Genomic DNA, 15760 nt, shown 5'->3' with positions numbered 1-15760 from the left:
CGACCAACTTGAGTCCTCGTAGGTCTAACATGATCGATCTCCGCCAACTGCGCTACTTCGAAGTGGTCGCCGAAGAAGAACACGTCGGCCGCGCTGCCGAACGCCTGCACATTTCCCAGTCGCCGCTGAGCCGACAGATAGCCCAGTTGGAAGAGCGCCTGGGCCTGACCCTGTTCGAACGCAGCCAGCAACGCATCCGCCTGACCCGTGACGGCCAGACCTTCCTGGCTGAAACCAAAGCGCTGCTGACCCATGCCAATCGCCTGGAGTCCCTGGGCAAGCGCCTGGGCCGTGGCGAAGAAGGTGGGCTGTGCATCGGCTACATCGAAAACGCCATGCATGCCGGTGTGTTGCCCAATGCCCTGCGCATCCTGCGCGACGACCGCCCCACCGTGCATATCAAGCTGTACAACCTGCCCTCTCTCGAACAACTGGAAGGCCTGCGTCAGCGCAGCCTGGATATCGCGCTGGTGAACGAGCCGCCGGCCGACGATGATCCCGACCTGATCGCACTGCAAGTATTGGATGACCCGATGCTGCTGGCCCTGCCTGAACACCACCCATTGGCACGCCAAAGCGAGCTGCTGCCCGAGCACCTGGCCGATCAGGAATGGATCGGCGTGCAGCGCAAACCCGGCGCGCATCCAACTGACGACTTTATCGCCGCCTGCATCCGCGCCGGTTTCACCCCGCAGATCCCCATGGAAGCCGGTGAACCGTTTACCGCCTTGGGTCTGGTCGCTTCAGGCCTGGGCGTGGCGATGGTGCAAAAGGGCCTGAGCCGCAATGCCCCGCCGGGCGTGGTGTTGCGGGAGTTGCCGTGGTTGAGCTACACCACGCCGCTGTGGGCGGCGTGGCATCGGATCAACCTTCGGCCGCTGGTGGAAACCTTCAGGAAAGTACTGACCGAACCCGTCGGTTGATCAACCCATCAGCTCCTTCAACCGATACCACAACATCCCCAACGCCAACAGCGGCGAACGCAACGCCTTGCCACCCGGAAACGTCATGTGGGGCACTTGGCTGAAAATATCCAGGCCCGTGCTGTGGCCGGCGTGGATACCTTCGGCCAGCAGCCTGGCGCACCAGTGGGTGACGTTCAGCCCATGCCCGGAATAGCCCTGGGCATAAAACACATTCGGGTACTGCTTCAACCGGCCCACCTGCGGAAAGCGGTTGGCGGTAATGCCGATCTTGCCGCCCCACTGGAACTCAATGGCGGTATGGGCCAGTTGCGGGAACACCTTAAGCATTTTCGGTTGCATATAGGCGGCGATGTCCGCCGGATCACGGCCGGAGTAATGGCAGGCGCCGCCAAACAGCAGGCGGCGGTCAGCGGACAACCGGTAATAATCCAGGCCGACTTTCTGGTCGCACAACGCGAGGTTCTGTGGGATCAACTGGCTGGCCATCGCCTCAGATAAAGGCTCGGTGGCGATGATATAACTGCCCGCCGGGAGCACCTTGCCGCTCAGGCGCGGTTCCAGTTCCTCCAGATGGGCATTGCAGGCCAGCACCAGGTGGTCGGCACGCACGCTGCCGCCAGCGCAGCGCACTTGCACCCTGTCGCCGTGGATCAGCTCCAGCACTTCGGTGTGTTCGAAAATCCGCACCCCGAGGGATTCGGCCAACTGCGCCTCACCCAGCACCAGATTCAACGGGTGCAGGTGCCCGGAGCCCATGTCCACCAGGCCGCCGGCATACACCGACGAGCCCACCACTTGCTGCATATCCCCCGGCCCCACCAGGCGGGTTTCATGGGCATAGCCCAGCGCCGCCAGGTGCGCCTGCTCGCCTTTGAACGCATCGAACTGCGCGGGCGTATTGGCCAACTCGCAGAAGCCCCAGCGCAGGTCGCAGTCAATCCCATGTTCGCGAATGCGCTCGCCCACCAACGCCACCGAGTCGATGCCGGCACGCTCCAGGTAACGCACGCCCTCCTCGCCCACGTACTTGGCGAAACCCGATACGTCATGGCCGATACCGCGAATCAACTGGCCGCCATTGCGCCCGCTGGCGCCCCAGCCGATGCGCCGGGCTTCCAGCAGGATCACCGAGAGCCCACGCTGGGCCAGCTCGATGGCGGTATTCACACCGGTGAAGCCGCCGCCGATCACACACACATCGGCGGTCAGGTCGGTGCCCAATGCGGGGCGCTCCGTCAGGGCGTTGGCCGTGGCCCGGTAGTAAGACCGGGCGTGGTCAGTCGACAGCATCATTTGTTGGTCTTCACTTTGCTCCAGGCGCGGGTCATCAGGCGCATGGTCGCCGGGGTCGGCGTGGTGGAAATGTAGAGTTTGTCGAGCACTTCCTGAGACGGGTACACCTCAGGGTTGTTCACCAGTTCCGGGTCCATGAACGCCTTGGCCGCCGGGTTGGCGTTGGCGTACCCCACCGAGGCGCTGACCTTGGCGATCACTTCAGGGTCGAGCAGGTAGTTGATGAACGCGTGGGCTTCTTTCGGGTTGCTGGCGTCGGCGGGAATCGCCAGCAGGTCGAACCACAGGTTGGAGCCTTCCTTGGGAATCGAATAGGCGATGTTCACCCCGTTCTTGGCTTCCTTGGCGCGGTTGGCGGCCTGGAACACGTCGCCGGAATAACCGAAGGCCACGCAGATATCACCGTTGGCCAAATCCGAGATGTACTTGGAAGAATGGAAGTAGGTGATGTACGGCCGCAACGTCAGCAATTTGGCCTCGGCCTGCTTGTAGTCCTCGGGGTTCTCGCTGCGCGGGTCCTTGCCCATGTAGTTGAGGATCGCCGGGAACAGCTCGTCCGCCGAATCGAGGAAGGCCACGCCGCATTGGTTGAGTTTCTTGATGTTCTCGGGCTCGAACAGCACCGCCCACGAATCGATATGATCGATGCCCAGCACCTGCTTGACCTTGTCGACGTTATAGCCGATGCCATTGGTGCCCCACAGGTAGGGCACCGAGTGCGCATTGCCCGGGTCATTTTTTTCCAACAGCTTGAGCAGCTTGGGGTCGAGGTTCTTGAAGTTGGGCAGTTGCGCGCGGTCGAGCTTGAGGAACGCACCGGCCTTCACCTGGCGTGCCAGGAAGTGGTTGGACGGCACCACCACGTCATAGCCGGTGCGCCCCGCGAGCAACTTGCCCTCCAGGGTTTCATTGGAGTCGAACACGTCGTAGATCGGCTTGATCCCGGTCTTGGCCTGGAAGTCCGCCAGGGTGGTCTCGCCGATATAGTCGGTCCAGTTGTAGACGCTGACCGTCGGCGCCGCCTGGCCGGCACTGCTGAACGCGGCCACCAGGGCCAGCGGGAGAAGCTGTTTCACAAGACGCATATCGACACCCCTTTTTTGGTTTTTTTAGACGCTCAACAGCAGGAACTCACGTTCCCAGGAACTGATCACCCGCTTGAAATTCTCGTGCTCGGCGCGCTTGACCGCGACGTAGCCCCGCACGAATTTGTCGCCCAGGTACTGCTTGACCGTATCGCAATCCTCCATGCGTGCCAGCGCATCTTCGAGGGTGAACGGCAGGCGCAGGTTGCGGCGCTCATAGGCACGCCCTTCCACTGGCGCGCTGGGTTCGATCTGCTCGATCATCCCGAGGTAGCCACACAGCAGACTAGCCGCAATCGCCAGGTAGGGATTGGCATCGGCGCCGGGCAAGCGGTTTTCCACACGCATGGCGTCGGGGCTGGAGGTGGGCACGCGCAGGCCAACGGTGCGGTTCTCTTCGCCCCACTCGACGTTGACCGGTGCCGAGGTGTCCGGCAGGAAGCGGCGGAACGAGTTCACATTGGGCGCAAACATCGGCAGCAGCTTGGGGATGTACTTCTGCAAGCCGCCGATGTGGTGCAGGAACAGCTGACTCTTGTTGCCGTCAGCGTCGACGAACACCGGTTTGCCGGTGGCGATGTCGACCACGCTCTGATGCAGGTGCATGGCGCTGCCCGGCTCGTCGGCCACCGGCTTGGCCATGAACGTGGCGGCCACGTTGTGTTTGAGCGCGGCTTCGCGCAGGGTGCGCTTGAACACAGTGATCTGGTCAGCGAGGTCGAGGGCATCGCCGTGGCGGAAGTTGATTTCCATCTGCGCCGGGCCGTCTTCGTGGATCAGCGTATCGAGGTCCAGGCCCTGGGCTTCGCACCAGTCATAGACGTCTTCGAACAGTGGGTCGAATTCGTTGGCCGCATCAATGGAAAACGACTGGCGACCGGTTTCGGCGCGGCCCGAGCGGCCTACCGGGGTTTTCAGCGGCAGGTCCGGGTCTTCGCAGCGCTGGGTCAGGTAGAACTCCATTTCCGGCGCAACAATCGGCTGCCAGCCCTGGTCGGTGTACAACTGCAGGACCTTCTTCAGCACGTTGCGCGGCGACAGTTCGATGGGGTTGCCCTGCTTGTCGAAGGTGTCGTGGATCACAATCGCAGTGGGTTCGATGGCCCAAGGCACCACATAGGTGGCGTTGGACACCGGGCGGCAGACCATGTCGATATCGGCCGGGTCGAGCAGGTCGTAGTAGATGTCGTCGTCGACAAAGTCCCCGGTTACCGTTTGCAGCAGCACACTTTCCGGCAGGCGCATGCCTCGCTCATGCAGGAACTTGTTGGTGGGCGCAATCTTGCCGCGTGCGATGCCAGTCAAATCACTGATCACGCATTCGACTTCGGTAATCTTGTGTTCTTTCAGCCAGGCGGACAGCTGATCGAAGGGGGCGTTCATAAGGACCTCGTCATGGGTTGGGTGCATGCGCCGGCTTGTACTCCTGGCGCATTGAGGTCTATCTTGATGCCGCCGCCCCTGCGGCATCTATCCACTTTGCACGAACCACAACGCACCAATAGAGTGCGCCCAGGTTACCCATGACACAGGCAACAGCTTTGCGCGTACAGGCCTTCACCACCGGTGATGTGGCCGCTCAATGCAATGCGACACCCGGTTGGGTGCAGCAGTACCAGCAGATGTCCCCAGGGCATTTTGCCGGGCGGATCCGCTATCTGGATTTGCAGGGTGTGGAAGTGTACGAAGAGTGCATGAACACCCGTGTGGAGCAGCATTTCAATGCACCGCCAGGCTCATTGGCGTTCTGTTTCGACGGCAGCGACAACGCGCTGTACATGCTCAATGGCGAAAGCCGAAACACCTGGATCACCCCTGAAAACTACCGCGAGGTGGCGGTGGTGTTCGGGCCGCAGTTCGTGCAACGCCATGGGCTGGATGTGGCGAAGCTGGAAGGTCTGTTCATGGCACCGTTGACCTGCCAGCAGAATGGGCTGTTCAGTCGCTGGCTGAGTGGCACCCTCACCCGCTTGTCCACCGAAATCGACCCCGTTGCCCTCACCCAGCAACTGCTCGATGACTGCCTGTACATACTCGACAACGCCTGCGTGGGTCTGGACCGCAGCTCATTGCAGCGACGCAGCGACGAGCGTCGGCTGATGGCGCGCATCGGCGAGTGGGCGGCGGATGCGCCGGATGAATCCGTGAACCTGCTGGAACTGGCACAGATTGCCGGCGTGCCGTTGCGTCAGTTGCAGCAGGGCTTCAAGACCTACACCGGGATGAGCCCGGCGCAGTGGTTGCGGTTGCGCCGGTTGAATGGGGCGCGGCGGGAGTTGTTGGGCTCACCGAACGCCACCGTGGCCGAGGTGGCGATGAATTGGTCGTTCTGGCACCTGGGCCGGTTTTCCAACAGTTATCGGGCATTGTTCAAGGAACTGCCGAGTGAAACGCTAAAGCATCGTCACTAACGGAGAAACCTTCTCAATACCTTGTAAAACCTGGCCGATATGCCTAGCTTATGCGCCCTCCCGCCCTGCGCTTTAAGGCCCTGCCCCCATGGTTTTGCGTTTTCGTCCCGTCGTCACCTCTCGTTTCGCCCTCGGCCTGCTGCTCAGCGGCGGCATCGGCAACAGCCTCGCGGCTGAAATCGAACTGCCGGCGGTGAACGTCCAGGGCCAGGATGAATCCGGCTACCGCAGTGAAACTGCCTCGGTGGGCGGCTTCGACAACGCGCCGCTGCTCGACACTCCCGCTTCGATCACGGTGATCAACGCCGCACTGATCAAGGACCAGCAGGCGCGTCTGCTCAGTGAAGTACTGCGCAACGATGCATCCGTGGGCGACAGCTACGCGCCCATCGGCTACTACGAAAACTTCGTGGTGCGCGGCTTTTCGCTGAACGCGGCGAGCAGCTACAAGATCAACGGGCGCACCATCACGGGCGAGCAGAACGTCGCCCTGGAAAACAAACAACAGGTGGAAGTGCTCAAGGGCCTGGCGGGCCTGCAAAGCGGGATCTCCGAGCCGAGCGGCGTGATCAACTACGTGACCAAGCGCCCGGAAGACGTGCGCTCGGTGACCGTCTCCACCGATGATCGCGGCAGCGGCTACCTCGCCACCGACGTGGGCGGCTGGTTTGGCAGCGAGCAGCAATTCGGCCTGCGCGCCAACGTGGCCCATGAAGACCTCAATTCCTATGTGGAACACGCCAATGGCCAGCGCGATTTTGTGTCCCTGGCGTTCGACTGGAACATCAGCCCCGATGCGGTGTTGCAACTGGATGCGGAATACCAGAACAAGCAACAACGTTCGGTGCCGGGCTACCAATTGCTCGGTGGCACTGAAGTACCCCACGATGCTTCGCCGAAAAAACTGCTGGGCCACCAGAGCGGGTCGAAGCAAGTGGGCATTGATTCACTGAACCTCAACGGCAAGTTTGAGTACCGCTTCAGCGATCAGTGGAAAGGAAGCGTCAGCGCGGCACACAGCAAGGTGGTGATTGACGATTACAGCTCGTTTGCCTGGGGCGGCGCGACAACCGGGCTCGGCAATTACTTCACCCCCGAGGGCAACTACGACATCTACGACTTCCGCAGTCCCGACGACACCCGCCGTGACGATGAAGTACAAGCGGCCATGACCGGGCTGTTCAACACTGCCGGCCTGGGCCATGAACTAACGTTCGGCACCAGCGCGTTTCGCCGGGTGGTCGACAAGCGTGAAGCGGTCAACGTCCCTATCGGCAGCGGTAATATCCATGAAGACGCACCGAGCTTCACGCCAACCGACCAACCGTTAAACGACAGCCATCGCAACCTCGACAGCCGCCAATACGGGCTGTTTATCACCGACCGCATCAAATTCAACGAGCAATGGCAAACCGTTTTGGGCGGGCGCGAAGTGCGTCTGGATGAGAAGGCTTACGACGGCACCACGGGTGATCAGACACGCCATACCCAGCAATACGTGTTCCTGCCTCAAGCCTCATTGATCTACAAACCGGTGGAGAACGTTTCGCTCTACACCAGCTACAGCAAGGGCCTGTCCCTGGGTGGTACAGCACCGTGGTTCGCGAACAACAAATTTGAAACACTCGCCCCCACCACCTCACGTCAAATCGAAGCCGGTGTGAAATACGACTGGCGCCGCATGAGTTTCACCGCCGCCGTATTCCAGACCCGTCAGGCCTACCAATACGCCAAACCGGACGGCACTGGCGCCTTCGACTACGTACAACAAGGCGAACAGAAGAACACCGGCCTGGAATTGTCAGCCAATGGCTGGGCCACCGAGCGCCTGCAGATTGCAACCAGCGTGGCGGCGATTCGCGCGCGGGTGAGCGGCAGCGGTACTGCCGACTATGAGGACCACCAAGCGATCAACGTGCCCAAGCTGCGCGCCAGTGTGTATGCCGATTATGCGTTGCCTTGGGTGAACGGCCTGGCGGTACTGGGCGACGTGCAATACAGCGCCAAGAAGTACGCCAACCGTAGCGGCAATGTGGAGGTGGGGGATTACGCCGTGGTGAACGTGGGTAGCCGCTACACCACCAAGGTGAGCGGCTATGAAACGGTGTTCCGCCTGAGCGTCGACAACCTGTTCGACAAGCGCTACTGGCGCGACGCGGGCGAGTACATGGGCGATGACTATCTGTTCCAGGGCGCGCCGTTGACGGCGCGCCTGAGTGCTTCGGTCAACTTCTGACGCTTACTTCGGCATCTTGCGGAAACCCACGGCCAGGCGATTCCAGCTGTTGATGGTGGCGATGGCCACGCTCAGGTCGATCTGCTCCTGAGGACTGAACTCGGCGGCCAGGGCGTTGAAGTCTTCGTCCGGGGCGTGAGTGTGGCTGATCAGTGTCAGGCTTTCGGCCCAGGCCAGTGCGGCGCGTTCACGCGGGGTAAAGAACGGCGTTTCGCGCCAGGCGGAGACGGTGTATAGGCGGCGTTCGGTTTCGCCGCCTTTACGGGCGTCGGCGGTGTGCATGTCGAGGCAGAAGGCGCAGCCGTTGATCTGCGAGACGCGCAGGCGGACCAGCTCCAGCAGGGGCAGCTCGATGGACAGTTTGCCGACGGCGGCTTCCAGGGCGAGCATGGCTTTCATGGCGTCTGGGGAGGCGGTGTAGAAATCGGTACGGGTTTGCATGAGGGTGCTCCAAGGCAGTGGGGATTGGTGGCTAGGTTAGTCATCGGGCCTTGGGGGAGGAATATCCAATTTTGGGGAAGAATGGGTGACCAATTTTTTTTGGAGGCTTTGACTGAGTACATATCCGTTGCTGCGGTGATGGCTGATATGGGTTCCGCCCTTACGGCCAGTCCTTTCAAGGTCTTTAGGTAGAACTGGCGATAAGTACCCTGTGGCGAGCGGGCTTGTCCCGCGTTGGGTTGCGAAGCGACCCTAGAAGGAGGAATGCGGTGAGTCAGGCACTCTTCGGCCGCTGGTTCTGGGGCTGCTTCGCCGCCCAACGCGGGACAAGCCCGCTCGCCACAGTTGCAGTGTTCGCCCTTAATGGGAGGGTATCAGCCAGATATCGCTGGGTTTTCAAAGACCTTCAAAGGGCTGGCCGTAAGGGCGGAACCCATATCAGCCATCACCGCAGCAACGGATATGTACTCAGTCAAAACCCCGAGCCATATGCTCCCCAATCCTCCCCCTCAACCACCGCTCCGCCGGATCATTGTCATGCACCCCGCTCCACACCATCGACAATTCCGCCGCATCAATCGCAAACGGCGGATCCTCCGCCCGTAACGACGTCCCCTCGGTCAACGCACACGCCGCATAATCCGGCACCGTCGCAATAATCTGCGTGCCCGCCAACAACGCCCGTAACCCACTGAACTGCGGCACCGCCAACACCACCCGCCGCGCCCGGCCGATCCTCGCCAAATCCAGATCGATATTGCCGCTCAAATCCCCCGAAAACGACACCATCGCATGAGGCCGTTCACAGTAGTCATCCAGGGTCAGCGGCTCAGTCCCCCCATCCCCACGCAAGACCTTGCACGGAATATCCCGCAGTTTCTTGCGCTTGGCATTCGCCGGCAAGTCAGTGGTGTAACTCACCCCCACCGAAATCTCACCACTGGCCAGCAGCGACGACATCAACAGGTAATTGGCCCGGCGCACCACCACGATGATCCCCGGCGCCTCCTCGCGCAGTTGACTGAGCAACGGCGGAAACAGGCCAAACTCAGCGTCGTCCGAGAGGCCAATGCGAAACACTGCACAACTGCTGGAAGGGTCGAAATCCTTGGCACGGCTGACCGCGCCGGAGATGGTGTCCATGGCCGGTTGCAACTCCTTGAGTATCGCCACGGCGCGTGGCGTGGGCTCCATGCCCCGCCCGTTACGCAACAGCAACGGGTCGTCGAACAAATCGCGCAGACGCCCCAATGCCGCACTCACTGCCGGTTGGCCCATAAAGAGTTTTTCGGCGACACGGGTCAGGTTCTTCTCGAACATCAGGGCTTCGAAAATCACCAGCAGGTTCATGTCGACGCGGCGCAGGTCGTTGCGGTTCATGGGGCTATCCAAACGGTTGGCAAGCCCACAGATAAGCACGCAAAACCCGAGTTGCATTGCATGCCTGTGCTGTCTTTTCCACCTGCGTACCTGGCGAAATTAACAACGATTAACTCGTCAGCCGGACGGTCCAGCAACAAGATTAGTGGCGTCTACACTGCATCCATTCACCGGGAACGCTCCCATCGACTGCGGATATTTGTCATGGCCCGACTCGAGCAATATGCCCCTCGCTTGTCCGCCACCGGAGGCCTGTGCCCTCGGCGCGAGCACATCGCCAAGCAACTGATCCTGGCCAACCTCGGCGAAAGCCTGGCCATTGCCGACCTGGCCCAGGCCTGCGCGTTGTCGCGCAGCCATTTTTCCCGGGCGTTCAAGTGCACCACCGGGTTGTCGCCACAGGAGTGGATCCGTCAACAACGTATCCAGCGCGCCAAGGAGCTGATCACCGGCTCATCCCTGAGCCTGACGCAAATCAGCCTGGAATGCGGTTTTTGCGACCAGGCGCACTTCTGCCATATGTTCACCCGCAGCGAAGGTGTCAACCCGATGACCTGGCGAAATCACCACTCGCGCCACAAGCCTCAAGTGATCGCAGCCTAGTGGTCGGTGCGTACCTGGAATATGCTGGCCGCTCCCCATTTCCCGAGCATGCCCCCCCATGAGCGATCCCGGCGACCAGGCCGTGCATTTCGGCCCCTATCGCATCCACCCGCGCCAACGCCTGGTGCTGGAGGCGGGTCGCCCGTTACGCTTGGGACGGCGCGCGGTGGAGATCCTGCTGATCCTGCTGGAGCAGGCCGGCAACGTGGTGAGCAAGCAGGAATTGATCGCCCGCGTCTGGCCCAAAAGCGTGGTGGAAGACGGCAACCTGCGGGTGCATATGGCGGCGTTGCGCAAGGCCCTGGGCGATGGCCAGGCCGGGCAGCGCTATATCGTGACCGTGGCCCAGCGTGGCTACAGTTTTGTTGCGCCACTGAGCATCGAACCGATGACGCCGCCTTCCGAAGGTGCCCCACAACGTCCCTGCCATAACCTGCCGTTGCGGCGTACCCGGATGATCGGCCGTCAGGCCTTGATCGACAGCCTGGTGCAGCAACTGCCGGAACAACGCTTTATCACCCTGACCGGCGCCGGTGGCATCGGCAAGACCACCGTCGCGCTGAGAGTGGCGGAATTGCTGATCGGCCATTACCGCGACGGCATTCGCCTGCTCGACCTGGCGCCTTTGAGCGCGCCATCGATGATCCTGCCCAACCTGGCAGCCCTGCTCGATCTCCCCCACGCCGAGCATGAACCCTTGACCACCTTTGCGCGCAACGTGCAGGAGCGCCAACTGCTGCTGGTGATCGACAACTGCGAGCACCTGCTTGACGACATCGCCCTGATCAGCGAGACCCTGCTACGCCATGCGCCCAGGCTGCACATCCTGGCCACCAGCCGGGAGGCATTGCGCGCCGAGGGCGAGTCCGTGCAGCGCCTGGAACCACTGGCCTGCCCGCCCGTCACCGGCAACCGCGCGCAGGCACTGGGCTACCCCGCCCTGCAATTGTTGATCGAGCGGGCCATGTCCCATCAGGACAGCTTTGAACTGAGCGAAGCCGAGCTGCCGCTGGCAATCGATATCTGCCAGCGCCTGGACGGCATTCCGTTGGCGATCGAGTTGGTGGCGGCGCAGATCGAGCGCTTTGGCTTGCCAGGGCTATTGGTGCAGATGGAGGACAATTTCCGCCTGCTGACCCGTGGCCGGCGCAACGCTCTGCCCCGCCATCAAACCCTGCGCGCCACGCTGGACTGGAGCTTTGAGCTGCTGACCGCCTGCGAACAGATCTGCCTGCGGCGCCTGGCGGTGTTTCGCGGCGGTTTCAGCCTGGCCAGCGCGGCAGCGGTGATTGCCGGGGAAAAGATTGCACCGACCGAAGTGTTGGGCTCCATCACTCAATTGGTCGCCAAATCCCTGCTCAATGTGGAAGCCGGCGATGACGAGATGGTCTATCGCCTGCTGGACATCACCCGCACCTACGCCCTGGAGAAACTCAGCGTCGCCGATGAACTCGACCCCACCCGAGAGCGCCACGCCGAACGCTGCCTGGCGCTGATGCACCAGGCCCAGGACGATTGGGAACTGACCGCGACCCAACCCTGGATCGACCGCTACGCGCCCCTGCGCGAAGACATCCGGGCCGCCCTCGACTGGAGCCTGAGTGACCAGGGCGTGCACGTGCTGGGCATGCGCCTCACGGTGAGTGCGATGCCGTTGTGGCAGGAGCTGTCGCTGCTGCGTGACCAGGGTTTATACGTAGGCAAGGCCCTCGCGCGGCTGGGTCAGTCGAGTAGGCCGAGCCAACGCTTGAACATGGCCTTGCAGTTGGCGCTGGGCAGTTTTTCCTATCACACCCAGGGCGGCACGCCGCAGACCATCGAAGCCTTCCGTTGTGCCCGGCGCCTGGCGGAAGCCGGCAAGGATCTGGCAGGCCAACTGCGTGCAGTGTCGGGCCAGATGGCGGTGAACCTGTGCTGCGGCGACTACCCTGAGGCCTTGGCGCAAAGCCTGCACTTCGACCGCCTGGGTCCCGAGGCCGAGCCCCTGTTGGCCCTCAGCGCCCAACGCCTGCGGGTATTAGCGCAACACTTCGCCGGCAACCAGGCGCTGGCGCAGCACAATGCCGAACAGGTGATCCAGCGCATGGCCCACAGCGGTCATCTCAACCGTTTTACCCACGGTTTTGGCGTGCAGTACGACCAGAGCGTCGCCTCGTTGACCATCCTCGCGCGCATCCTGTGGCTGCGGGGTTACCCGGAGCGCGCGTGGCGCATCGCCAGCCAGGCGTTGGCGCTGGCCTTGAACATCAATCATGGTACGTCGATCTGCTATACCTTGGCCCTGGCCGGGGTGGTCATCGCCTACTACAACGGCGACAACAAGGTGGCACGCGAGCAGTTGGACCAACTGTTGCAACAATCGCAAAAGCACTCGGTGCAGCTGTTCCAGACTTGGGCGCGCTGCTACGAAGGCACGTTGCCGATGGCCGATGTGCAGGGGCTGGGCCTGGTCGAGGACATCCTGGTGACGTTCAACGCCATCGAGGTCAGTGACGGGCTATTTGAACGCGCCAGAAATGGCCTCGCAGGTTGGTGTACCCCGGAGATTCTAAGGGTGCGTGCCGACAGCCTGACAGATCGCCGTGCGGCCGAAACGCTGCTGCTGGAAGCCTTGGGCCTGGCACACCAGCAAGGCGCGCTTGCCTGGGAGTTGCGCTGTGCCACCTCACTGGCAAGGCTGTGGCAGGCGCAAGGCCGCGTGCAGCCGGCGCGGGATCTGCTGAGTTCGATTTACGCGCGGTTCACTGAAGGCTTTGCCACCCAGGACCTAGTCCGCGTACGCCGCCTGCTCGACGAGCTGCAGGACAAACGGCCGGCCTGAAAACGGCCCCAGATAATGCCCATAGCCCTGCTGCAAACGCGCGACCTGCATCGGGTCGCGCAATTGCGTCAGGGCATAGCTGCGCACGCAGTTGAGCAGGCGGTAACGGGCATTGCCAGGGCCCGGTTCGAGGCTCAGCAACGAAGTACTGACCAGACGCTCCAGCAGGTAGGCCAGGTCGGCATGTTCCAACTCGGTGCCGGTGACCAGTTCGCTCAAGGTGGGCAAGGTGACGGCCATCTTGAACAGGCTCAATTGGAGGAACAGCCAGCGCTCCGGCAGGCTCAAGCGCTGGTAAGTCCAGTCCAGGGCGGCGCTCAGGGATTGATGACGTTCCACCGCCGTACGCCGGCCCCGGCTCAGTACCTGTACGCCTTTGCACAATTGCTGCTGCAATCCCCGCACACCCAGGGCGTCCACTTGAGCGGCCGCCAGCTCCAGGGCCAGGGGAATACCATCCAGGCGCCGGCAGATGTCACGCAGCGGGGCCAGGTCCTGAGGCCGCAGCACAAAGCCTTGCTGAGCCGCACGTACTCGGGCGACGAACACTTGCACCGCAGGGTTTACCATCGCCTCCTCGACACTGCCCAGCGTTGACGGCGCAGGCACCGCCAGCCGGGGCACGCGCTGCACCCATTCGCCGGGGACTTGCAGGGCTTCACGGCTGCTGACCAGTACACTGACCTGGGGCGCCGCTTCGCGTAGCACGCGCACCAGGTGACGGCAGGCGCCGAGCAGCAAGTCGGCACCGTCCAGCACCAGCAGCAACTGACGGGTCGCCAATTGCCGGCCCAGTTCAGCCGCGCTGGCGCAGGGTTCAAGGTGCAGCGCCAAAGCCAGGTGGCGCAACATGCTCATCGGCGCTTCCACCGTGGCCAGGTCGACCCACCACACGCCGTCCCGATAACGCGGCAGCACCCGCTCGGCCAACGCCAGGGCCAGGCTGCTCTTGCCCACGCCGGCACACCCGCTGAGCGTCATCAGGCGTTGGCCGGACAAGCGCCGTACCAGCACACCCAACAGTTCATCGCAGCCCATCACCGGGCTAAGGCGTACGGCGAGGTTATGCCGGGGTAACGCGGCCGGCACAACGCCGTGCACGGGGGCGGCGAAACAGTAGCCACGCTGCGGATCGTTGAGAATGAAGCGCTGCCCGTCAAGGGCGCGACGCAGTGCAGCGATGTGCACCCGCAGGTTGTTTTCTTCCACCACACTGTTCGGCCACACGCGCTCGATCAAGGTGGCCTTGCTGATGTACTGCCCAGGCGCTTCGAGCAACACCGTGAGGATATCCAGCGCCCGCCCACCCAAAGGCACCGGCCAGCCTGCCTTGCTGACCAGACGTTGTTGCCGGTGAAAGACATAGGCGCCGAAACGCACCGTGCCTTCAGCCTCAATCGCCTGCGGGTTGTTCATCTGTGTAAAGCGCTGAAACACCCGGCCTTGGGCGTTCGCGCATCCTTTTCCATGGGCTTGCCGCTATCTTGCCAGTTGGCGATGACAGGACAATGCTGGCGCGGGGAGCGATACGGACATTCGGGTGCGCGAGACGGACATTCTGTCGTTAACTGAACTGCTGTCGGTATTGGGTCGGGTTGAGGCCCAGTTTTTCACTGAACAGAAAACGCATGTGCCGCACGCTGCCGAAGCCTGCGTGAAAAGCCACGGTCTTGAGCGGCAGGTCGGTGGTTTCCAGCAATTGCCGGGCGCGGTCGATGCGCGCGCCTTGCAGAAATGCCATCGGCGTCATCTGCACATCCTTGGCAAATAGCCGCGCAAAATGCCGCGCGCTCATGCCGGCCAGCTCAGCCATGGACTCGATGGTGAAGGCTTGGTCGAGATGCTCCAGCACATGCTGCTGCACGCGGGTAATCGCGGTTTCCTGGAGCGCCACCGCCGCCGTCATCGGGCTGAACTGCGCCTGGCCGCCCTGGCGCTTCATCACCACCAGCAACACCTTGGCCACTTCGACGGCGACCTGCTTGCCGTGGTCCTGGGCTACCACTGACAGCGCGAGGTCGATACCCGCGGTGACGCCACCCGAGGTAATCAGGCGCCCGTCCTGCAAATAGATACGGTCGGTTTCGACAATCGCCTTGGGGAACGCCTTGATCAGCCGCTCGGTGTAGTGCCAGTGGGTGGTCACGCGATGACCGTCCAACAGCCCGGCATGCCCGAGTACAAAGGCGCCGGTGCAGATGGAACCAAAGCGCCGTGCCCGTGGCGCCGCAGCCCTGAGCCAGGGCAATAACGCGGGGTGGCATTCGTTGTAGGCACCTGGACCACCGGGCACCAGCAGCAGGTCGTAGGCATCCTGGGCCTGGTCCAGCAGCAGGTCGGTCTGTACCGCGACGCCATTGGAGGCGCGCAACGGGCCAGGCTCGGTGCCGAGGGTAAGGATCTGATAGTGATCCGCCGCTGGCAGGTAGCGATTGGCAATGGAAAACACTTCGAGCGGCCCGGCCATGTCGAGCAGGAGGAAGTCCGGAAACAGCGCCATGGCCACGGTTTTCATAACAAGAAAGGTCCATCGATAAGGAATGCGGCGGCCATTATTACACGTT

General features: G+C 62.3%; 12 protein-coding genes. 5 read left to right on the top strand and 7 right to left on the bottom strand.

Features of this window, described 5'->3' with window-relative positions; translation table 11 throughout:
* Nucleotides 1-29: 29 nt before the first annotated feature.
* Nucleotides 30-923 carry a LysR substrate-binding domain-containing protein gene (locus tag ACP7BX_RS29760; RefSeq protein ID WP_033898193.1) on the top strand — a complete coding sequence of 298 codons (894 nt, stop codon included), beginning with the start codon at nt 30-32 and terminating at the stop codon, nt 921-923.
* Here the strand turns inward: ACP7BX_RS29760 and ACP7BX_RS29755 are convergent, their stop codons facing one another.
* From ACP7BX_RS29755 to ACP7BX_RS29745, 3 genes are read right to left on the bottom strand one after another with little or no spacing between them, the layout of a single operon-like run.
* A complete protein-coding gene (locus tag ACP7BX_RS29755; RefSeq protein WP_426131916.1) occupies nt 924-2219 on the bottom strand; it encodes an NAD(P)/FAD-dependent oxidoreductase in 1296 nt (431 codons plus the stop codon).
* Nucleotides 2216-3304: a polyamine ABC transporter substrate-binding protein gene (locus ACP7BX_RS29750; protein WP_314535378.1), complete on the bottom strand. Its 1089-nt coding sequence runs from the start codon at nt 3302-3304 to the stop codon at nt 2216-2218. The genes ACP7BX_RS29755 and ACP7BX_RS29750 overlap by 4 nt, the downstream gene beginning before the upstream one ends.
* Nucleotides 3305-3328: 24 nt before the next feature.
* The gene (locus ACP7BX_RS29745) at nt 3329-4687 is read right to left on the bottom strand and encodes a glutamine synthetase family protein (protein ID WP_038843459.1); all 1359 of its coding nucleotides are present in this window, start codon (nt 4685-4687) and stop codon (nt 3329-3331) included.
* Nucleotides 4688-4827: 140 nt separating this feature from the next.
* Between ACP7BX_RS29745 and ACP7BX_RS29740 the strand changes: the two genes are divergently transcribed.
* Both ACP7BX_RS29740 and ACP7BX_RS29735 read left to right on the top strand, forming a co-directional pair.
* Complete coding sequence (locus ACP7BX_RS29740) at nt 4828-5715, top strand: helix-turn-helix domain-containing protein (protein ID WP_426131918.1); 888 nt, start codon at nt 4828-4830, stop codon at nt 5713-5715.
* An 88-nt stretch (nt 5716-5803) separates the two neighbouring features.
* Nucleotides 5804-7951 carry a TonB-dependent siderophore receptor gene (locus ACP7BX_RS29735; RefSeq protein ID WP_426131919.1) on the top strand — a complete coding sequence of 716 codons (2148 nt, stop codon included), beginning with the start codon at nt 5804-5806 and terminating at the stop codon, nt 7949-7951.
* Nucleotides 7952-7954: 3 nt separating this feature from the next.
* On the opposite strand, the gene ACP7BX_RS29730 is transcribed toward ACP7BX_RS29735, so the two are convergent.
* Nucleotides 7955-8392: a carboxymuconolactone decarboxylase family protein gene (locus ACP7BX_RS29730; RefSeq protein WP_033898184.1), complete on the bottom strand. Its 438-nt coding sequence runs from the start codon at nt 8390-8392 to the stop codon at nt 7955-7957.
* A 468-nt stretch (nt 8393-8860) separates the two neighbouring features.
* The gene (locus ACP7BX_RS29725; protein ID WP_033898183.1) at nt 8861-9772 is read right to left on the bottom strand and encodes a LysR family transcriptional regulator; all 912 of its coding nucleotides are present in this window, start codon (nt 9770-9772) and stop codon (nt 8861-8863) included.
* Between the two features lie 204 nt (nt 9773-9976).
* Here ACP7BX_RS29725 and ACP7BX_RS29720 point away from each other — a divergent pair, with 204 nt between their 5' ends.
* Together ACP7BX_RS29720 and ACP7BX_RS29715 are read left to right on the top strand one after the other, a co-directional pair.
* Nucleotides 9977-10375, top strand: a complete 399-nt coding sequence (locus ACP7BX_RS29720; protein WP_426131922.1) for a helix-turn-helix domain-containing protein — start codon at nt 9977-9979, stop codon at nt 10373-10375.
* 58 nt (nt 10376-10433) lie between these two features.
* Nucleotides 10434-13196 carry an ATP-binding protein gene (locus tag ACP7BX_RS29715; protein ID WP_426131924.1) on the top strand — a complete coding sequence of 921 codons (2763 nt, stop codon included), beginning with the start codon at nt 10434-10436 and terminating at the stop codon, nt 13194-13196.
* Here the strand turns inward: ACP7BX_RS29715 and ACP7BX_RS29710 are convergent.
* Together ACP7BX_RS29710 and ACP7BX_RS29705 are read right to left on the bottom strand one after the other, a co-directional pair.
* The gene (locus ACP7BX_RS29710) at nt 13143-14612 is read right to left on the bottom strand and encodes a winged helix-turn-helix domain-containing protein (RefSeq protein ID WP_426131926.1); all 1470 of its coding nucleotides are present in this window, start codon (nt 14610-14612) and stop codon (nt 13143-13145) included. The two genes, ACP7BX_RS29715 and ACP7BX_RS29710, sit on opposite strands and share 54 nt — an antisense overlap.
* Before the next feature lie 148 nt (nt 14613-14760).
* Nucleotides 14761-15711 (bottom strand): GlxA family transcriptional regulator, encoded by a 951-nt coding sequence (locus tag ACP7BX_RS29705; RefSeq protein ID WP_426131928.1) that lies wholly within the window; start codon nt 15709-15711, stop codon nt 14761-14763.
* Nucleotides 15712-15760: the final 49 nt, after the last annotated feature.

The organism is Pseudomonas sp. DWP3-1-3b3 (assembly GCF_049896305.1).
GTDB classification, from domain to species: domain Bacteria; phylum Pseudomonadota; class Gammaproteobacteria; order Pseudomonadales; family Pseudomonadaceae; genus Aquipseudomonas; species Aquipseudomonas azotoformans_A.
The sequence above is the reverse complement of the archived record's forward strand: the minus strand, read 5'-3'. Positions and strand labels throughout refer to the sequence as shown.